Origin of the sequence: Haladaptatus sp. CMAA 1909, from assembly GCF_043952005.1 — an archaeon.
Classification (GTDB): domain Archaea; phylum Halobacteriota; class Halobacteria; order Halobacteriales; family Haladaptataceae; genus Haladaptatus.
The window spans coordinates 388170-406474 of record NZ_JBIOAV010000002.1 but is presented as its reverse complement, the minus strand read 5'-3'; the positions used below and the strand labels follow the sequence as shown (position 1 = coordinate 406474).

General features: G+C 54.5%; 20 protein-coding genes and 1 pseudogene. 6 read left to right on the top strand and 15 right to left on the bottom strand.

Annotated elements, in window-relative coordinates; all coding sequences use genetic code 11:
- Positions 1-691: 691 nt before the first annotated feature.
- From ACGYLY_RS20085 to ACGYLY_RS20075, 3 genes are all read right to left on the bottom strand, one after another.
- Positions 692-1030 (bottom strand): DUF1330 domain-containing protein, encoded by a 339-nt coding sequence (locus tag ACGYLY_RS20085; RefSeq protein ID WP_395284755.1) that lies wholly within the window; start codon positions 1028-1030, stop codon positions 692-694.
- A gap of 61 nt (positions 1031-1091) precedes the next feature.
- Positions 1092-2312: a Tm-1-like ATP-binding domain-containing protein gene (locus ACGYLY_RS20080; protein WP_395284756.1), complete on the bottom strand. Its 1221-nt coding sequence runs from the start codon at positions 2310-2312 to the stop codon at positions 1092-1094.
- 1 nt (position 2313) lies between these two features.
- Positions 2314-3147 carry a phosphoenolpyruvate hydrolase family protein gene (locus tag ACGYLY_RS20075; RefSeq protein ID WP_395284757.1) on the bottom strand — a complete coding sequence of 278 codons (834 nt, stop codon included), beginning with the start codon at positions 3145-3147 and terminating at the stop codon, positions 2314-2316.
- A 183-nt stretch (positions 3148-3330) separates the two neighbouring features.
- On the opposite strand from ACGYLY_RS20075, the gene ACGYLY_RS20070 reads away from it, so the two are divergent.
- The gene (locus ACGYLY_RS20070; RefSeq protein WP_395284758.1) at positions 3331-3744 is read left to right on the top strand and encodes a cupin domain-containing protein; all 414 of its coding nucleotides are present in this window, start codon (positions 3331-3333) and stop codon (positions 3742-3744) included.
- Between the two features lie 287 nt (positions 3745-4031).
- Here the strand turns inward: ACGYLY_RS20070 and ACGYLY_RS20065 are convergent, their stop codons facing one another.
- Both ACGYLY_RS20065 and ACGYLY_RS20060 read right to left on the bottom strand, forming a co-directional pair.
- Positions 4032-4904 (bottom strand): alpha/beta fold hydrolase, encoded by an 873-nt coding sequence (locus ACGYLY_RS20065; RefSeq protein ID WP_395284759.1) that lies wholly within the window; start codon positions 4902-4904, stop codon positions 4032-4034.
- A gap of 112 nt (positions 4905-5016) precedes the next feature.
- A complete protein-coding gene (locus ACGYLY_RS20060; RefSeq protein WP_395284760.1) occupies positions 5017-5559 on the bottom strand; it encodes an SAM-dependent methyltransferase in 543 nt (180 codons plus the stop codon).
- 351 nt (positions 5560-5910) lie between these two features.
- Between ACGYLY_RS20060 and ACGYLY_RS20055 the strand changes: the two genes are divergently transcribed.
- Complete coding sequence (locus tag ACGYLY_RS20055) at positions 5911-6465, top strand: dihydrofolate reductase family protein (RefSeq protein WP_395284761.1); 555 nt, start codon at positions 5911-5913, stop codon at positions 6463-6465.
- A gap of 144 nt (positions 6466-6609) precedes the next feature.
- On the opposite strand, the gene ACGYLY_RS20050 is transcribed toward ACGYLY_RS20055, so the two are convergent.
- Positions 6610-6819: a hypothetical protein gene (locus tag ACGYLY_RS20050; protein ID WP_395284762.1), complete on the bottom strand. Its 210-nt coding sequence runs from the start codon at positions 6817-6819 to the stop codon at positions 6610-6612.
- A 593-nt stretch (positions 6820-7412) separates the two neighbouring features.
- On the opposite strand from ACGYLY_RS20050, the gene ACGYLY_RS20045 reads away from it, so the two are divergent.
- Positions 7413-7682 carry a hypothetical protein gene (locus tag ACGYLY_RS20045; protein WP_395284763.1) on the top strand — a complete coding sequence of 90 codons (270 nt, stop codon included), beginning with the start codon at positions 7413-7415 and terminating at the stop codon, positions 7680-7682.
- Between the two features lie 196 nt (positions 7683-7878).
- Here ACGYLY_RS20045 and ACGYLY_RS20040 read toward each other — a convergent pair.
- Together ACGYLY_RS20040 and ACGYLY_RS20035 are read right to left on the bottom strand one after the other, a co-directional pair.
- Positions 7879-8226: pseudogene (locus ACGYLY_RS20040) on the bottom strand (PIN domain-containing protein); the annotation flags it as partial.
- 54 nt (positions 8227-8280) lie between these two features.
- Positions 8281-9054, bottom strand: a complete 774-nt coding sequence (locus tag ACGYLY_RS20035; protein ID WP_395284764.1) for an SDR family NAD(P)-dependent oxidoreductase — start codon at positions 9052-9054, stop codon at positions 8281-8283.
- Positions 9055-9153: 99 nt separating this feature from the next.
- Between ACGYLY_RS20035 and ACGYLY_RS20030 the strand changes: the two genes are divergently transcribed.
- Together ACGYLY_RS20030 and ACGYLY_RS20025 are read left to right on the top strand one after the other, a co-directional pair.
- Positions 9154-10197 carry a zinc-binding dehydrogenase gene (locus ACGYLY_RS20030; RefSeq protein ID WP_395284765.1) on the top strand — a complete coding sequence of 348 codons (1044 nt, stop codon included), beginning with the start codon at positions 9154-9156 and terminating at the stop codon, positions 10195-10197.
- Positions 10198-10473: 276 nt separating this feature from the next.
- Positions 10474-10755, top strand: coding sequence for a class I SAM-dependent methyltransferase (locus ACGYLY_RS20025; RefSeq protein ID WP_395284766.1), 282 nt, complete (start codon positions 10474-10476; stop codon positions 10753-10755).
- Between the two features lie 612 nt (positions 10756-11367).
- Here ACGYLY_RS20025 and ACGYLY_RS20020 read toward each other — a convergent pair.
- On the bottom strand, positions 11368-11715 hold the full coding sequence (locus ACGYLY_RS20020; protein ID WP_395284767.1) for a hypothetical protein: 348 nt from the start codon (positions 11713-11715) through the stop codon (positions 11368-11370).
- 883 nt (positions 11716-12598) lie between these two features.
- Positions 12599-13009 (bottom strand): hypothetical protein, encoded by a 411-nt coding sequence (locus ACGYLY_RS20015; protein ID WP_395284768.1) that lies wholly within the window; start codon positions 13007-13009, stop codon positions 12599-12601.
- A gap of 132 nt (positions 13010-13141) precedes the next feature.
- On the opposite strand from ACGYLY_RS20015, the gene ACGYLY_RS20010 reads away from it, so the two are divergent.
- On the top strand, positions 13142-13570 hold the full coding sequence (locus ACGYLY_RS20010; RefSeq protein WP_395291270.1) for a hypothetical protein: 429 nt from the start codon (positions 13142-13144) through the stop codon (positions 13568-13570).
- 91 nt (positions 13571-13661) lie between these two features.
- Here ACGYLY_RS20010 and ACGYLY_RS20005 read toward each other — a convergent pair whose 3' ends face one another.
- From ACGYLY_RS20005 to ACGYLY_RS19985, 5 genes are all read right to left on the bottom strand, one after another.
- A complete protein-coding gene (locus ACGYLY_RS20005) occupies positions 13662-13991 on the bottom strand; it encodes a hypothetical protein (protein ID WP_395284770.1) in 330 nt (109 codons plus the stop codon).
- 808 nt (positions 13992-14799) lie between these two features.
- Complete coding sequence (locus ACGYLY_RS20000) at positions 14800-15066, bottom strand: dihydrofolate reductase family protein (RefSeq protein WP_395284771.1); 267 nt, start codon at positions 15064-15066, stop codon at positions 14800-14802.
- Positions 15067-15202: 136 nt separating this feature from the next.
- Positions 15203-15379, bottom strand: coding sequence for a hypothetical protein (locus tag ACGYLY_RS19995; RefSeq protein WP_395284772.1), 177 nt, complete (start codon positions 15377-15379; stop codon positions 15203-15205).
- Positions 15380-15668: 289 nt separating this feature from the next.
- A complete protein-coding gene (locus ACGYLY_RS19990) occupies positions 15669-16070 on the bottom strand; it encodes a hypothetical protein (RefSeq protein ID WP_395284773.1) in 402 nt (133 codons plus the stop codon).
- A gap of 502 nt (positions 16071-16572) precedes the next feature.
- Positions 16573-18030, bottom strand: a complete 1458-nt coding sequence (locus ACGYLY_RS19985; RefSeq protein ID WP_395284774.1) for a sulfatase — start codon at positions 18028-18030, stop codon at positions 16573-16575.
- Positions 18031-18305: the final 275 nt, after the last annotated feature.

Sequence of the window (18305 nt, the reverse complement as noted above, 5' to 3'; positions counted from 1 at the left end):
TTCAGCGGAAAATTCGTATATCGTCTGTCCGGAGTGTGGAGGGAAACTCGAGCGAATTAAGCTTGTAGACTATCTGTAGTACCTTGTTCGATATACGACAAGCCATTCCACCGTTTTTTGTACGTTGTGAGTACGGACGATGCCTCGATGCGTACGAAAGCCCCGGTGGTGAAACCATTTCCTCGTCTCCCCAGCGGGCACCAGCGAGACGTGCTATCAGGTTTAAGCAAATAACCCGGATTTCGAGGTTATCGAGTCCGACACGTCCCGCTATCCGTGCCGTTTCACTAACGCTGCGAAAGTCGTTTGTAACTTCGTAGGCTCGCTCGACTGCCACTGCTTCGTCGGACCGACCGAAGAACACCAGTGCAATAGCGCCTCGAATCGTTCCTTCGCCGACGCCTAATCGCATGGTACCAGTGATGGTCCGAACGAGGCATCGTGCCGAAGTGATTCAAGAGTTCGAGCCAGCAGTCAGATGTCTCCTGAAAAATGTCTGTCAGGACTGGTGTGCCGGATATAGAGGGTGTATTCAACGGATGTTCTCCGATCAGCGAACGTGTATTGTTCGCGCTGAAATCAGGTGGTTTGGAGGTCGACCGCTTTTGGTCGAAGGCAGCGAACGTTCATATGACTCCAATCAAACGACATATCTTATCAAGCGTGGACGAATTCGACACGATACGGTCGCTCAGCTCGGCAGATCCTCCGGGGAAAACGACGGGCAGATTATCGCGTGCGCGGACTCGCATGCCTCAACCCGAATCGGTTTGACCTCCTGATACGCGGGATCGTCGTACCACGCTAGAGCGTCTTCGAGCGATGGGAACTCTATGACGACGCTCATGCCGTGGTCCCATTCTCCCTCGATGACCGCAGGGTCAGGATGACCGACGATCACCTCTCCGTCGTGGTCCTCGATCGTTTCGGCTGCGACCGGAAGATAGTCGTTCAGGTAGCTCTCCCAGTCGGTAATTTCCTCCAGAAAGAGCGCGTAACCCTTCCGTGAGCTGTCTGTGTCTGTGGACATTTCGACAATACTAATGCCGCGTATAGTAATAGATGTTACCAACCTACACACTCACTATTCCTTACTGACTGCTATCGGTCGCGCGCAGATACTCGTCGAGCCTTTCCGCGATCGCCGTCGCGAACTCCTCGTCGTTGATGGCGGCATCGACTTCGACCAACTCCACGTCCTCCCCGAGGTGTTCTCGCAGGGCGTCGAACAACTTCGAATCCGCCTCCGGGTCGTGGAAATCTTCACCCTCGACGTCGATGAGCGAGACTCCACCGAGCGGGAGAAACAGCGCGGTCGGCCCCGTGGACGCGTTCAGTTTCTTCGCGATGATTTCGCCGAGCTCGGCGTTCTCCTCGGGTGTCGTTCGCATCAACGTCACCTGTGGATTGTGAATGTGGAACGTCCGCCCCTCGAACCTCTCCGGCACGGACTCCCGCGGACCGAAGTTGACCATATCGAGCGCACCCGGCGAGACGACTTGTGGAATTCCCATCTCCGCGGCCGCATCGAGCCGTGTTTCCCCAGCACTCAGCACACCGCCGACGAGTTCGTCGGCCCATTCGGTTGTCGTAACGTCGAGCACACCGTCGACGACGCCCTGCCTGACGAGCTGTTCCATCGCGCGGCCACCGGTTCCGGTCGCGTGGAAGACTATCGTCTCGTATCCGTTTGATTCCAGATACTCGCGTGCCGCATGCACGCAGGGAGTCGTCACCCCGAACATCGTGATGGCGATCGTCGGCTTTTCCGTGATCGAGATATCGGGTTCGTTGGCTACCATACCGACCATCGCGAGCGCCGCGTTGGAGATGACGCGGCGGGAGAGCTGATTGAGTCCTTCGATGTCGGCGACCGAGTACAGCATCATCACGTCTTTCGCGCCGACATATGGTTCCGTGTCACCGGAGGCCATCGTCGAGACCATCAGTTTCGGAACCCCGACGGGCAGTGCGCGCATCGCTGTGGTCACGATAGAAGTGTTGCCTGACCCGCCGAGTCCCACGATACCATCAAGAACGCCCTCGTCGTGAAGTCGAGACGCAACGACGGCGCTGCCGTCGCCCATCGTCTCCATGGCGCTCCCACGGTCGGCTTCCTCACGAAGTCGTTCGAGGCTGGTACCACCCGCCTCGGCAACATCGTGTGCCGACGTATCCGGTTCGATGTCGGGGTCGTTTATTACCCCAACGTCGATCAGGTGGACATCGATATCGTGTGCTTCGATGATTTCTCGGGCGAAATCCAGTTCTTCCCCTTTGGTGTCTAGCGTCCCGATGAGTACGACTGCCATACTAGAACTGGATCTCTTTGAAGTCCCGAGCTTGGTTCTGAATCGCTTCTTCCGTCGGCAAGCGCTCGAGGCTCGAGGCACCGAAGAAGCCGACGACGCCGTCTGTATTGTTGAGCACGTACTCGGCGTCGTCCGGCCACGCTATCGGACCGCCGTGACAGATGACCATGACATCATCGTTGACCGCTTTTGCAGCATCGTGATGGGCCTGCACACGCTCCGCCGCATCGTCCAAATCCAGTGCCGTCTCCGCACCGATGTCGCCGGAAGTAGTGAGCCCCATGTGCGACACGATGACGTCGGCACCTACCTCGGTCATCTCGCGAGCGTGCTCTTCGGTGAACACGTACGGGCATGTCAGCATCTCCTGTTCGGCCGCCTCTTGGATCATGTCTACCTCCTTGTCGTAGCCCATCCCCGTTTCCTCTATGTTCTGCCGGAATTGACTTCCTTCGTCGATAAGCCCAACCGTCGGGAAGTTTTGGACGCCAGAGAACCCACGGCGTTTCAGATCGTCGATGAAGACGTCCATTTGGCGGAATGGGTCGGTTCCGTTGACCCCTGCAAGGACTGGCGTGTCTTCGACGACCGGCAAGACTTCGTGTCCCATCTCGACGACGATTTCATTGGCGTCGCCGTACGGGAGCAATCCAGCGAGGGAGCCTCGGCCGTTCATCCGGTACCGCCCCGAGTTGTAGATGATGAGCATATCGACGCCGCCTCGCTCCGCGAACTTCGCCGAGATACCGGTTCCCGCACCGGCTCCGATGATAGGTTCGCCGCTGGCTATCGTTTCTTCGAGTCGCGCGAGCGACTCCTCACGTGTATATTTCATGTACCGCATCCATCTACAGCGAGAACCATAATCAATATTCACAACGGAGTGTAACTAGCTCGACACGAGTCACTCTCAGTCGCAATCCCCCCGATTCGTCGCACCGATGGGTCCGTCGACCTGCTTTCCGACCGAGATCCGCGATACAACTATGATCGTATACGTCGAGGGATTCGTGGGACAATGGCAGACGAGAATTTCGTTAGCAGCGAAGACGTATCGACTCAGCTGTTTGATTGGGGAACGCTCAAATGGATGGCCACACCCGACGTTAACGGCTCCGAGCGATTCAGCGCCGGTGTCGTTCAACTCGCGCCCGGAAGAGGCCACGAATTACATACACATCCGGGTAGCGATGAGATACTGTACGTCATCAGCGGGGAAGGAGAACAGACTGTCGAGGACGAAACGCGCGAGGTCGGACCCGGCGAAATGATATTCGTCCCTGCTGGAACCGAGCACGGAACGATAAACACCGGTTGGAAACCGCTCCAATTACTGGCGGTGTACTCACCACCCGGTCCAGAAGACGTCTTGGCCGATCTCCCGGAATGCGAAATCGTGCCTGCTGGAGAGATACCAAATCGGGACAGCTAAAGCCTCGTATAGCCGCTCCGTTTTCACCCCTCGAACAGGGCGCACCGGGAACGGTCGCTTGGACACCACTACTGGGGAGATCGATCAGCAACCGTCGGATAGAGGACAAATATCTGAACGTCCTCGAGCATACGAAACAAACGCGGGAGAACGGAGGGCGCTGATTACAGCATTGTAATCACGGGGGTTCGCAGAACCCCCACTTGGATCAAAAGTATAACGGTGTAATCGAGCCTCTATTTCAGCAAGAGGTCGCCGACTACGTCGTCGCTGATCTCGTAGAGTCATCAAGGCGATTCTCCGGCGTCACTTGGATCATCGTTATCCTCGGGTCTGGCACTGTAGACACACCCAGTGAGGAATTCCTGCAGTCTCGCGGTGAAGAATTCGGGGTTGTCGAGGTTCGATGCATGCCCACTTCCCGGGACGACGTGAACCGTGGGGTCGGTGCTCGTGAGTTGCCTGACCAGTTGTCCGGTGATTTCCTCGTTGGCCATCGGGAGATGCTCGCCATGGAGAATAAGCGTCGGCGCAGTGACCCGCGAGAGATCGATACTGTCCTTCGGAAACCGTGCAGTCGCATCAGCAATTTTGACGAACTCGGCATGGGGAATCGTCGGTGACTCGTCGACGATCCGTTGAATGGTCACCTCGTCACCTGAGACTCCGGGAAGGAGCAAGTTTCCGACCCGAAGTTGCCACCGATTGAGGGTTTTGTAGTTGATCAGCCGGTCGAGCCGTGCGAGGAATCGAATGTTCGCCAACGCGAGTCGCCCGGTCAGGGGCAACGGACCGGGAGGAAACGTATCAGCAAGGACGAGTCCCGCTACCCTCTCGGGATGAGCAGCAGCGAATGCCTGTGCGATGGCCCCACCCATCGAGAGGCCACAGACGACCGTCCGGTCAATATCAAGTTCGTCCAAGAGCACAGCAAGATCTGATGCGAAGAGGTCGATGGAATACGGATTTCTGTCTGCGCCACCGGTACGTCCGTGACCACGGACGTCGTAGGCGATGGTCGTGAACGCATCATCAAGCGCACCCAGCTGGGACTCCCACATGGTGGCGGTCATGATCATGCCGTGAATGAAGACGACCGGGGGTCCGTCACCACGCCTCTCGTAGTAGGTTTCGATGTCGTTGGTACGAACGGTTGGCACTTGATGGAATACATGGCGCTGATTAGATGAAAGTACCGCAGCGACCCGGGGCGAGGAAGATATACTCGATCTCAGTGGCAGCGTTGCCCACTCAATAGCAGACCTGCTTCCACTACAACGATTGGCCTGCTATGACGATGAGATGCTTGCCTCTGTCACGAATCGCAAACCGTCCATCCGGAATGAGGGCGTCGTGGACGCCTCGGAGAATTTCGTTTCGGTCCCCGTCGGCGAACGTTCCAAAGTCGAAGTTGACGAGGACGGCGTCGAACGCCGCATCGTCGTCGAGCGTTCGGTAGTCCTTGCGACGATACGTGATGTCCCGTCCCGTGTTCTCAGCTCGCGTTCTCGCGTGGTCTAGTGCCGTCTGCGAAACGTCCACGCCTGTCACGTTCATCCCGTGGTCGTATAGTCGTTCACAGTATAGTCCCGGCCGGCACCCCAAGTCGAGAATCGCGTCCCCTGCTTCGAGGGAGAGTGCGGAGATGAGCCACTCGACTTCCGCGTCGATGCGGTCGTGCGGTCGACTCGCTGCGTCTCGATCCCGGTCGAGGTGGGCCTCGAGCAACTGCTCGGAGATGTACGGGTCGTCCCAAAACTCGTCTCCACGGAGAAGGGTTTGGGAGGTTCTGTCCTGGCAGCAACCTTTTCCCATGCAATTCCCTCGTCACTCAAAATACCGAACGAAGAGAATGTCATACCGATCCATCACACACTCTACTGTTAACTCCATTGGAAGTCTCTCTTGAGTGATGCAAACACGCTGTGTCTGCAGCAGCGGTTCAACGAGTTGCCGAGTTGCTGTCACAAACGCCGTGCTGAATACAGAGGATGCATGCAGGAGAGTGTTATCGACAGGTGAAATAGACCGGGTTCACATAGCGGCGGTCCCATCCGGCCTCGTGGCTGGCTTCGAGCAGGTGCGCGACGTAGATACATACCGTCTGATCAGGTTTCGGTCCTTCTGTCGTCTATATTGAATAGGCGCGACGATCAAGAGGATACCATGGGCAACCTAATCTACGTCATTAACGCATCACTCGACGGCTACATCGCCGACGAGAATGGCAACTTCGACTGGGCAGAGCCATCCGAGGACGCGCATGCCTTCTTCAACGACCACCAACGATCGGTCGGCACCTCCCTTATCGGCCGTCGCATGTACGAGACGATGCGGGTGTGGGACACCTTTCTCCTCGACGACCTACCCGAGGTACAACGCGAGTTCGCCGAAGCGTGGCGGGATACCGACAAGGTCGTCTATTCAACCACCCTGGACACCGTGCCGGAACCGCGGACCCGCCTGGAGCAGGCGTTCGACCCCGAAGTGGTACAGGCCAGGAAAGACCAAGCCGACCGCGACCTGTCCATCGGTGGCCCCGGTCTCGCGTCCGAGGCCATCCGCGCAGGTCTGGTCGACCGGTATGTACTGCGCTTGATCCCGACGATTGTCGGTGGGGGAACCCGAGCCCTCCCCGACGCAGCGCGAGTCGACCTCGCTCTCAACACGACACGGCGTTTCGGGGACGACTCCGTCCTCGTCGACTACAGCCTCCGATGACCAAACCGACTCCCTAACCAGGCAGCGGGATAGACCCCCCAGTCAGATCAACGGAACGGATCACCTTCACCTGTAAATTACGCGGGGGAATTGAACATAAAAGATCGATGGACTACAATTTCTCGTTGTCCAATCTAATCGCGGTCAAACTGAGTCCGTAGTCGGTTCTCCCTCGTCTTCGAGATTGTTCTGGGATCCGTTTTGACCATTCTTTTGCCTGTGTTCTCGCCACTCGTACCAGAGGACGAGGAGGGTGAGGCTGATCAACGCGCCTATCCTCTGCTCGTTGACAATGCTCCCGACGAGACTGAAAATCAGGAGAAATTTCACTAGCCCGCTAGTCGAAATGTTCATACTAGTATCTCCAACTTATCCTCGAAATGAGTATCGTTAGAGATACGATTTGAGGCTGATTTCGTCATGACTCGAGAGAAATTGACCAACGCGTTTCTCACGCCATCCCAAAGGCGACAACACACTCGCTGCCGCACGAATCAACAACTCCCGATAAAACCCGATATCATACTCGTTCAACTCCTCACTCGCCAACAGCACCCGCTCTCGCGAGCGCATCAAGCGCGTCTTGGGCGAGTAGGGAGAGTGGCGACGTCTCGTTTGGACCCATTCGTACCCTCCAATTCATCTACCACACAGGTAAACCCTCGGACGGAGTTTGTTCGTGCCACTACTGAGTGGGCGTAGTAAGGGGAATAAGCAGCCGATGTAGGAATGGGTTGGGATGAGTACGAGAACCCACATCGGCTGCTGGGTTGCTAACTGCAATCTATACTTGGTACCCGACGGATAAAGTCTTCAGCCAACCACAGCGAAAGTGAAACTGAATGTACCCGCTGCAAACATGGTTCTACCATTCTCAGCATCACTACTGCGCCGAGAACGGGACGACAAGGCAAACACTCATCGGTTAGTATAGCATACTACCGATAATGCCCAACACAATCAAACGCTCCGGCGATGGCCTCGCTCTCCAGGTCACAAAGCCCGCCCGAGCCGCTGGACTCGTCGAAGAGACCGACGACCCCACCCGTCTTGCCAACATCCGCGTGTTTGCATTCGATGGTCTCCTGCTCGTCGTCGACCTCGGCCGCATCAATGACGAGAATATGGTCGAACTCGCAACGTCAGCCGCGCTCGACACCGTCTCGATCCACCGAGTTGCAAACGCTTCACTGCAAATCGCAGGGAATGGCTATTAGGTCCAACTCCCCGGTGCTGCAGATGCAGGATTTCACGTTGGTGATCGAGCGCCCTGTACACCAGCGCCGAATCTGCTCGTGATTGCAGCCGAAGGATCTGAACGAGTGGCTGCAGATATCGTAACGATTCGGCGTGAGCAAGTCTGAACAGCCTATTCCACAGATACGAAGTTCCGACCGCCGCTCGAAAGGATAGCTACGCAGACCCGTCGCGAAAGCGCTCAATGGGTTCCGAGGAGATCTCATCATAATCGTCATCCCCACCAACAAGGAGCGTTGCGTCGAGATGGGTTGCGGTCGCACGTGCGAACGAATCGCCCAGAGCAGGATTATATTCGAGAATATAGTCGGAAGCGTCCATCCACACCTGCTCGACATCGACAGGCTTGATGCCAAGATAGTCGAGCCACTCTAGATATTCGTCAGCAGTCGCTCGGTCGTATTTTCGGGCGAGCGTATACCGAACTTCGGTGAGATTCACACAACTAGTGTATCCAGCAGTATTCTCGGCAGCAACGGCATTGAGATACCGTTCAACGGTTTTGCTTCCCGGTTTATCTTGGCTATGAGAAACGGATTTCGGGCTCGAATATTCCCCTCAGAATGCGCTGTCGCCGAAGCCGCCGTCAACAGTGAGTACCTCGCCAGTCACGTAGGAGGCGGCATCGCTAGCGAGGTACACTGCCGCGCCGACGATTTCCTCGCGGTCGGCTACCCGGCCGAGGGGGGTCCGCTCGTTAATTTCGGTGCGCTTGTCGGTCCCCTCGGCGTACGTCTCGGCGTTCTGCGGCGTGATGACGAAGCCTGGCGCGATAGCATTGACCCTGATTTCAGGGGCGAGTTCCTTTGCCGATGACCTAGTGAAGGCCTCGACGCCGCCTTTGGCCGCGGAGTACGCCGGCAGGTTCGCCATCGCGAGACGGGCAGCCATTGAAGAAATATTGATTATCGACCCCCCCTCGTCCATCGCTGGCGCCATTGCCTGGGTTACCTTTCGAACGCCGTTCAGTGCCACATCGGTTACAAAGTCCCAGTCGTCATCACCAATGCTCAGCACCGTCTCGCGGGAGATGGCTCCCTGTGAGGCGACCACGACGTCAAGGCCGCCAAACTCCTCAATCGCAGTCTCACACACTGCATCTAGCGAATCCTGATCAGTGACATCGCATGTAATCCGGGCAGTGTTGGCGCCGTAGTTTTCGATGGCGTCGGCAGTCTCAGTGACCTTCTCTTGGCCACGACTTGTCGCGATAACGTCCGCGCCCTCGCTCGCGAATCCGAGGGCAATCACCTGTCCGATACCGCTCGTACCGCCGACGACGACCGCACGCTTCTCGTTGACAGACACCGGAGTGTGCTCGTAGGAATCCATAGCTGTATCGTGTCAGATGACTCCATTACTGTTTCGGAGAGAGGCAAGCTTTTGTATCGACCTCACACTTTATTTACCCCGACGCGAGATTTCTCCCTTATGCGAGGACTAGCGAAAATCGACCGTACCCCAGGTGCGATGGACATTATCTCCCGTAAGCGACCGAAACCGAGTCCTCACGAGGCTCTCGTCGAAGTCGACTACGCCGGTCTCTGCGGTAGCGATGCCGGCATTTACGAGTTTGAGTCTGCCTTCGAGCGGATGAAACTTCCGACTGTCATCGGTCACGAGTATTCTGGCCATATCGTGGAGATCGGCGACGCGGTCACGAAGTTCGACGTGGGTGACCGAGTGGTCGAGCGACCGATTCGAGGTTGTGGTGACTGCTACCAGTGCGAGATCGGCGAATCGAACGTCTGCCAGAACTCCGTCATCACGGGCGTCGACCATGATGGCGCCTACGAGCCATTCATCGCTGTCCCCGAGAAAGCGCTTCACCAGGTCCCCGACGGCGTCGAACAACAACACGCCGCTATGGTCGAACCAACGAGCATCGGCGCCCGTGCCGTCATCCAGAACTCACGGGTCAGTGCCGGTGATCGGATCTTGATCGAAGGTCCAGGACCAATCGGCCTATTGACGGCCCAGATAGCACGCGCTCAGGGCGGTGACGTGGTCGTCTCCGGAGTTGGACAGGACGCTGACTACCGTCTCCCGCTTGCCGAAGAGCTTGGATTCGAGACGATTAACATCGCAACGGATGACCTCAATCTGTGTCGCGAGGAGTTTACCGATAATATCGGATACGACGTCGTTTTCGACACAACCGGTCACCCCTCCGGTCTTTCTTCCGCAGTTGAGGAAGTACGGAAGGGCGGCCAGATAGTCCTCATTGGGCAGACTGGTGAGACTACCATGGAATACTCGCCGCTCGTTCGCGCCGAGATCGATCTCCAATGCTCTTACGCTTCGATGTATGGGGACTTTGAGAACGCGCTTCGGCTGATTGATAGCGGCGACGTTGATGCTGAGACATTCATCGACGACCGCTTTTCGCTATTGAACGCTGACGAAGCTTTCGAATCATTCGTTGGCGGACAGACTTGCAAACCAGTCTTTGACGTCTCCGAGTTACGTTCGTAACGCACTTAGAGTCACCTTCCCATCGACACCGATTCAAATTGACGCCTGCGGATTTCATTTCTACACGATCTGACGCGCGTCGAGTCGACCCCGTACCCACGACACAGAGAGACTCGCTGGATGGCTGGCGGATAACTTGGTACCACCGGAGAGGTAGTCCACCCGGTTCTTGTGGGAGCGAAAAGACAGGATGATTGCGTGTAGATTCAATGGTCGATACGGACGAGCATAACCGACGACTACCACAGAGATCTGAGCCACCTCACCTGGGACGAAGTGTACGATCGGTCGGTTACACGCGACGAGTACGTTTCCAGGTGGCTCGACGAAGTCTCAGTCGAAACCGGTGACGCGGTTGTCGAGGCCGGGAGTGGTCCCGGTCGCACAGCGCTCCGCGTGGCCCGACGAGTCGGACCGTTGGGTGTCGTGTACGCCATCGAGAGAAATCACGACGCCCTTCGCTACCTCCAGAAGACAATGAGTGAGACAGACCTCGGAAACGTGGAGCTGATTCACGCCGACGCAGAAGCGCTCCCTGTACGTTTCGCTAGCGCATGACGGTAATTCTTGGCTATCGAGGGGGCCTGTGAGCAACCAAGCGTCTACTGACAGGGTAAAAATGAAGGTCGAGCGGCAAGAAGTTCGGGTATGAATTCGTTTGAATGGCCTGAAAATCGTTCGCTGCCTCTAACAATTGGTGCAACAGCGGTCGGTTTAATAGCTCTCTGGCAGATAACCCATGTCTCCTTTCTAGTTTTGTTAGGTATAGGACTCGCAATCGTACTGGTTGACACGTGGCGAGCTGCTTCAATGCGACAGAAGTGAGCAGTCGGCGCATTCTTACGGCCTCTGAGCGGGCTGGAGGGCTGGCAGGATATGAGTGACTCGTGTGTAAACGAAGGGATGACTATCAATCAGGGTGACTCGTGTCTGTAGACAGTGAAGAGAGAATGCTACCAACAGACCATCCCGACGCCAGGCCTTCCGCAGATCGCTGCGACCTCATACCACGAGTGGCCTCCCTACGGTGGGGCCCCGTTGTAGTCGTATCTTCCGCTCCACTGGTAGTTGAGACTGCTGTTCTCAATGCAGACGGTGAGCTACCCTATGTTACGTTGAGGGGAACCGTAGCTGATTCAGGTACTCTATTGGAGCACTAATCTCACTGGTCTACCAGGCATTATCTTCTGGTTTCCACGGACGGGCCTGCCAGTATTGTCTTGCTCGTATGCCTGCCACAATTCCGACTGCAAGATAGGCGACAGCCCATATTGTGGCCCCATTGACGCTAATTGCATAGATAACTCCAAGCAAGCCGCTTAGTGCCATTACTCCAAACATGATTGCAATATTTGCCGCGGTATATCCACGAACGAGGACAGACCCTGCTCCAAGGATGGCGGCGACTCCGATGAGAAGGAATGGAAGACGCTCAAAGTAACCGTACCACATGGCTATGAAACCAATGATTATCAATCCGTATGGAACGTATCGGAGGCGTGCTTTGCGGGAGACCATACCAAAACTGAAGTACAAGTAAACAATAATTTTCCGCTCTGAATGTGTCTTTTGTCGTTCTCTCCGTCGCCTGTATAATCAGGTAGACGAGTTCTTTGATGTACCGTAGCCAGCCTCTCGACGTAGCTGAGACTCGTGAATTACGCCGGACTACCTTGAGACTCTCTCTAGCCGTTATAGTCCCTTCTTCACATAGGAGGAGCGTGTTCGTCTACTCGTTTATGCTGGGAAGCGGGTAGAGAACTCCGTACCAGCACCTGTAAAGTACTGTTCCAATCGCGCTCCCCAGCGCAAGACTCTCACGTTCAGAGTTTGTGATCGACCTATCAGTCTCAGGAACACAGCAACAAGTGCGACAAAGGTCGCAAAACGACGCCAGTAGCTTGTGCGGATTTTCCAGTAATCGCGGTCACGCGTCCAGCCGTGCACGATTTGGTACGTAAACCCGAACACAAAGTACCGAATATCCAAGTGGCTTGATTCGTTCTCTTGATTGCCCAGTATCTGAGTACCCTTTTGAATCGTCCGGTAGAGGGCACTAATAAATCTAATTCGGGCTCTTCTTCGTTGTGAAATCATTGTTTCTGTATTGTATAGCTATATTATAAGCTCTAAAATAGAGTTAATTGTGATCGATACGCAGTACCTTTTCTTGAGCTAACTCCCCAGCCTTTGATCCAACCAACTTCCCAACTTTTGATCCTCCAATGTTGTGAGAATTCGATGTCAAAAGTCGAGACTTGATTTTTAAATGCATATCTGGGTTAGATTTTTATTATCGCCTGCAAACATCGACGTTTATTATCTATTCTCTACAATTTGAGTTCACTACTGGGGAGCATTACCAAGGTCATCACGCAGTATCCACTTCTCCTCTCGATTCTCATCTAATATGCGTTATCGCGCGTCGTGTGACAGCACCGATGACGAACCCTCCGATTCCGAGCCCGACGAAAATCGCAATGATACGGATGTCCGTTGCTAGAGAAACCGGATAGCTAACCGGACCAAGACTGGCATCGATATGCATCGCAACGACTCCTCCAAGTGCGAACATACCTGTAATCAACCCACTTACGAGAAGCCCGTCGTTGAGAAATGCGCTAATCGTCGCGACACCAAGCACTACTGCCACAGGCCCGATCATGAACGGGAAGGTATCCGGAAGCCCACCGAGCACTATCGCGGTGTATGCTAAAGCACTCCCCAGACCAAAAGCGCCCCCCAGAACCGAAAACTGTCGAGAGCGGTGCTGGTTGCGGCCAACGAGGATGGAAGAGACGTTTGTACTCATTATATCAAGTTTAAACGCTCAGTGATAAATAATTTGCTCTCGTGTATCAAGATATATCCGTACACGTATGAAATAGTGACTGTATCGTTTGTTCGATGATCAAAACCAGCGTCTTCGAGAAAATCTAGAAGGATGGGTAGGCCACTAATCGGAACCCCAGTGTCTCAGCGCAGGCTTAGTGGGGGCGTTATCAGCAGTATCGGAATGATAACTGGATTGATGCACATTGACCATCTTCTCGAAAATTTACACACGATGCCGGTTGTCTCCGGTGTCGTATTCCCGCTTTGTCTTTCAGTAGTGCTATTCTACGCCGGATACTGGTTAGCGACAGGCGACTATCGGGGCGAACAGGCTGTTGCCATCACCGTTTGGAGTGTTGCCGGAGCCATTTGTCTCACGCTCGTCGGTACAGCTATCCTCACCGCGGATATACTCGTTCACCATGACTCGTTGCCAGCAACTAGTGGTAACACGCCTTTTATAATCCTTCCCAGTAGTGTGACGGAAGGCGCAGTTGTTGGCCTCATCTACGGAATATATGTAACCTGGAGCAATTAGTAGATGAATTGCAAGAGTTGCGTCAATAGCTCTCAATGCATAGAATACGTTGAGAGGAGGATCTCACGACAGTACTCACCCGAGGCTTAGCTCATGCAAAAGTGTAGATGGTGAGCACCATCGCCATTCCTATGTCAAATAGGATCAGTTTGACAATAGCAGTAATTCCCCAATTTTCCCCAGCGTCAACCGTGCCGAAGAACCCGCCTTGAGCATGAACTGGATCGTTCGACGAGGGGCCACTCATCGCACTGAATCCGGTCAGAACGGCGGCTATCGCGAATACAGTGAATAGGATGATTTCGAAACTTGCCGCGAGAATCGTGCTTGCGAGGTAGGAACACCCAGTCGCAATACCCGGGTAGAAGATTCCATATCGGGTGACGAAGCCACTTAGTCGCCGTGTCCGTTCTTCAACCATACTATAACAACCAATATTCAGACATATATTAACTCCGGGGTCCTCGTATGACCGGAACGCTGGGATCGTCGCGATTGATTTGACGGAGGACAATTCGTTCACCGGCGACCGTACTGACCATGAAGCCGAGATTATTGGGAACAAAAATGCACCTTGAACAATAGTTGGAATTGGTGTTTTCAACGCATTCATTCACGATGTGGGGGACGCAAACTACGTGTTTTGCGAGTTTCTCTGGGTGAAGAAATCGTAGTACGCCCATCCTAAAACTAAAAGTAAAGCAGCTATCGTTACTACTGCCATTTCGAGATATGGTTTGATCTCTGGCCAACCAAACCAATAATTGGTAAAAATAGGGAGAGCTACAACAAGACCGATAAGGATACGGATACGCGACCGTGTGCGGTACTCCATACACAGCATTATTGTCCGACACTATTTAATGGTCAACGAAGGTTAAAGAAACTTATAACGGAAACCATGGTTCTCACGCTGCTGAAGCAGACAAGAAGTGGCTAGAACTGCGGTACAATACAATGAATGCCAGTCGATGAGCCACAGCTCTGGGTCGAACTGTCAACTGGCGTCAAAAGTTTCGACTGCTGTCCCGAATCATGCATCCTGGGCACGCTATTGCCCGTGTAGTCTCATCTTCACAACCTCGGAGGATGGATTTGATGCGTGATTTATTTGCAGTGTAATAAGGGTGTGAACCGGCTGATCGGTGGGTCTGCTTAGAGAGCGTCCGGGTCACCTGATTTACGCGAGCTCAGAACTCGAACCCCGATCCTGCCTCTTCCGTCTATTCCTATTTTTCAATCCGGTACTTGAGAATTACTACGCCTGTCCCGGTCATTTTCCTGTCGAGAAGTTCTAAATCGGTTCGCTTGCTTCCCTCCCTGAAGAGTCTCTTCCCACTCCCGAGGATTTTTGGATGGATCTTGAGCTGGTACTGGTCGACGAGATCGTGTTGCATGAGCGTCTGGACGAGTTCGCCGCTGCCCATGACCCGGAGGTCACCGCTGATCTGTCGTTTCAGCTCGGGGACGGCCTCTGCCGCATCCCCTTTGAGCAATGTAGAATTCTGCTATTTCACTTCGTCCAAGGTCCTCGAGGCGACGAACTTGTCGATGCTGTTCATCAAGTCGGCGGTCTCTCCTTCTCCGCCGTCGGCCAGTATGCGGCGAAGATCTCGTAGGTCTTCTGACCGATCAGAGGGCGTCTGAGGAGGAAAGGCTCTCCGAGAGCACGTCCGCATACACGTCGTCGAAGTCCGGACGGTGCCAGCCATCATACGGAAACCCTCCATCACCGTTCTCGTCCGGGTCGGCCCGAGCTTGCATGACGCCATCGAGCGACAGGAACTCGTCAACGAGAATCTCTCCCACGTCACTTTCCCTCCCCCATTTTTCCCTCGACGATTTGACACGGGGATGCCTATGCTTTTTCGGGCGGATTCTACAACCGCTACGTTGTCTGTGGCAGTGGTCATGATGTGCCTCCCGTGCATGGCTCAGCAGATGTTGGCGAGCGTTTCATTTAACACTGATCCCCTTATGGACTTGCAGCGATACCTACTCCACCTGTAGTTACCGCTCGGTGGTGGCTGAATCAGACGATATTACAAACCGCTTATGTAACGTTCACTCTAACGTGCCACCAATCTCATCGTTCGCTCTACTCCTCGACCTTCGTGTAAACCTGGTCTAAATCTACCTCCCACTCAGTCCCGTCGTCTGAGCGTTCCCATGTCCCCTCGATCGTGTCGTCGTCGCGGAAAGTGCCCGTGAAGCGTTGTGAGAACCCCGGTGCGTCCCTCCACAGTTTCCAGACGTCATCGTTCAGACTCATCTGGTACACGCGGAAGACATCGCGCGAGTCGGCATAGAGCATCGTGAACTGTTCGCTCGCATCGTCCAACCCGATGATTGAGACTGAAGAGTGCGGCGCGTTCTTGACCCATTCAGTAGGCGCATCCGAAAGATCCCCTACCTCTGCTCGTTGAACGAGGAAGGCTCTGTCCTCGAACCAATCGAACGTAACGCGTCCACCTCTGATCGATTGCCCGTCCAGCGGCACCTCCAGTTCCCATTCCCCAACGAACCGGTTGAGCCGGTCAAAGATCGAATTCCGGCCGACGTTCGGTCTGTCGCTTCTTCGTCTGCCATGATACGCGGGTAATAGGCGTGCGTTTCACCTACCGATTGTCCTCTGACGGCCCTACAGCGATATCAGCCACATCTGTGTGTAGCAATCTCCCTGCTCAGTTCTGACTCAAAACGCCAGCTTCCAGAACTATCCTCCGAAACTCTCTGCAACTTCCCCAGCGAGTATTCTATGTAGCGATATACGATTTATAGATGTCTAAACGACTACTACCGTACGATAGAGGGCTTGAAGCCTTGATCTACACTGGAAGTAGTGGTGTCTTGTCTACTTCCACTTGACGGAGTGATGAGATTTATTCTAGTAGGGAAATATTGCAACCACATTCTACACACAAATCTCGCTTGTGCGGAGATCAAGGTCACGGTCAATCTTTCCCATTCGACTTATCCTGTCCAAAACAGCGTGTCCGACTTCATATATCCGGCGTGTTCAGGCTATCGTAGCCGAAGGCAGGGCCAAGCGCGTACTGATCATCGTATTCGATAAGGGCATCACGAAGTCGGCCGTGCATCTGCTGGGCGACATCCCGATGATTGGGATCGTCAATGAGATTTTTTTGTTCGTAGGGGTCTTCCTCGAGATCGAATAGCTGCCAAGGTTCGCCCCATTCCGTGAACGAACCGGGGCTCATGTTATCGTACCCTTTGACGGTGTATTTGTACCGTACCGTCCGGAATCCACGCCACGTCTCTTCGTGATACGGCAGTTGGGGTCTGACCTCACGAACGAACTCTAACAGAACCCCGTCCCGATCGAGTGTTCCTTCCTCGCCCTGCATCAGCGGAGTGAGGTCAACACCCGGGAATTCTCGCTCGCTTTCGATACTCGCCAACCCGAGGAACGTTGGAACTATATCTTCTGTACACGTCGGGGTATCGATAGTTGAGCCTGTGTCGATACCGCCGTTCGGATACGAAACAATCAACGGGACGCCGACGGACTCTTCGTACGGATGCTGCTTCGCCATGTATCCGTGTGAACCCAGTAACTCCCCGTGATCCGAGGTGAACACGATCGCCGTCTCATCGCGGATCCCGCGCCGTTCGAGTTCTTCGATTAATTTCCCCACGTTGTCATCGAGATTCTCGATCATCGCGTAGTACTTCCGCATCTCCTCGAAGAATATCTCACCGTGGTACGGATACTGTTTGTACAGTTCCTCGGTGGTACTTTCTATATCTCCCCATTGAGAATACGGCTTGCCAAGGATGTTCAGCGGTGGTTCAGAGTGGGGAAACGGTACGTTCGGCCGGAGTTCCAGCGACCGGTCTTCCCAGTCCTCAAGATACGATTTCGGTGCGATGAACGGGGGATGCGGTGGCTCAACTGAGATCGTGAGACAAAACGGCTCGTCTTCGATTCCACCGTCGTCGAGGAATTCAACGCCGAGATCGAATAGGCCGTCGGTTTGATACCCTTCGATCGGGTGTGGTTTTGGCTCGTTATCTTTGTAGTAGGCCGTATCGAACGGGTCGTTTTTGAGCTCGAACCCGCGCCAGTACTCGAATCCACCCCGATACTGTTTCGGAACCGGTCGACTTCGCCCTACGTCAGCGAGATGCCACTTACCGATGTATCCGGTTTGATAGCCGCTCTCTGTAAATTCGTGGCCGTACGTCCGCTCTGCAGGAGACATCCGCCAGTGGTGGTGGGCGTTCCGGGTGTGTGGGTGTTGTCCGGTTACGAGAGACAACCGTGCTGGAACACAAATCGGGGCAGTTGAATTTGCGTTCGTAAACCGAACGCCATTCTCGGCGAGTCGGTCGAGATTTGGCGTTGAGACGTTCGGATCCCCGGCACAGCTCATCGCTTGTCGCCGCATCTGATCGCAGAGGATGAACAACACGTTCGGACGATTCTGGTCCGTCATATCTATTCGATTACTACTGAAAGGGATACCATAAAACCCTACTACGCCAATCAAGTGTAGTTACTAGAAGTCGAACGATATCGATACTCCCTGTTCTCGGTGGCCATGGGTCGATCTCTTGCACCCATCACATCCACGCGCAAACGTGTTATCCATCGTAGATGTGCCTTTCGGAATTTCTCCCGGGTACACCGGTGCGGTTACCACTGGTGCATTGAACCCATCTCTGAGTCTGGGTCTTTCTCGTCGGATAGTACACTGCAATCCACTCCGTA

What these genes read in the sequence shown, in the direction of transcription:
- ACGYLY_RS20085 (WP_395284755.1), bottom strand. Translation starts at nt 1,030, where the DNA reads ATGTCCACAGACACAGACAGCTCACGGAAGGGTTACGCGCTCTTTCTG.
- ACGYLY_RS20080 (WP_395284756.1), bottom strand. Translation starts at nt 2,312, where the DNA reads ATGGCAGTCGTACTCATCGGGACGCTAGACACCAAAGGGGAAGAACTG.
- ACGYLY_RS20075 (WP_395284757.1), bottom strand. Translation starts at nt 3,147, where the DNA reads ATGAAATATACACGTGAGGAGTCGCTCGCGCGACTCGAAGAAACGATA.
- ACGYLY_RS20070 (WP_395284758.1), top strand. Translation starts at nt 3,331, where the DNA reads ATGGCAGACGAGAATTTCGTTAGCAGCGAAGACGTATCGACTCAGCTG.
- ACGYLY_RS20060 (WP_395284760.1), bottom strand. Translation starts at nt 5,559, where the DNA reads ATGGGAAAAGGTTGCTGCCAGGACAGAACCTCCCAAACCCTTCTCCGT.
- ACGYLY_RS20055 (WP_395284761.1), top strand. Translation starts at nt 5,911, where the DNA reads ATGGGCAACCTAATCTACGTCATTAACGCATCACTCGACGGCTACATC.
- ACGYLY_RS20050 (WP_395284762.1), bottom strand. Translation starts at nt 6,819, where the DNA reads ATGAACATTTCGACTAGCGGGCTAGTGAAATTTCTCCTGATTTTCAGT.
- ACGYLY_RS20045 (WP_395284763.1), top strand. Translation starts at nt 7,413, where the DNA reads ATGCCCAACACAATCAAACGCTCCGGCGATGGCCTCGCTCTCCAGGTC.
- ACGYLY_RS20035 (WP_395284764.1), bottom strand. Translation starts at nt 9,054, where the DNA reads ATGGATTCCTACGAGCACACTCCGGTGTCTGTCAACGAGAAGCGTGCG.
- ACGYLY_RS20030 (WP_395284765.1), top strand. Translation starts at nt 9,154, where the DNA reads ATGCGAGGACTAGCGAAAATCGACCGTACCCCAGGTGCGATGGACATT.
- ACGYLY_RS20020 (WP_395284767.1), bottom strand. Translation starts at nt 11,715, where the DNA reads ATGGTCTCCCGCAAAGCACGCCTCCGATACGTTCCATACGGATTGATA.
- ACGYLY_RS20015 (WP_395284768.1), bottom strand. Translation starts at nt 13,009, where the DNA reads ATGAGTACAAACGTCTCTTCCATCCTCGTTGGCCGCAACCAGCACCGC.
- ACGYLY_RS20010 (WP_395291270.1), top strand. Translation starts at nt 13,142, where the DNA reads ATGGGTAGGCCACTAATCGGAACCCCAGTGTCTCAGCGCAGGCTTAGT.
- ACGYLY_RS20005 (WP_395284770.1), bottom strand. Translation starts at nt 13,991, where the DNA reads ATGGTTGAAGAACGGACACGGCGACTAAGTGGCTTCGTCACCCGATAT.
- ACGYLY_RS19985 (WP_395284774.1), bottom strand. Translation starts at nt 18,030, where the DNA reads ATGACGGACCAGAATCGTCCGAACGTGTTGTTCATCCTCTGCGATCAG.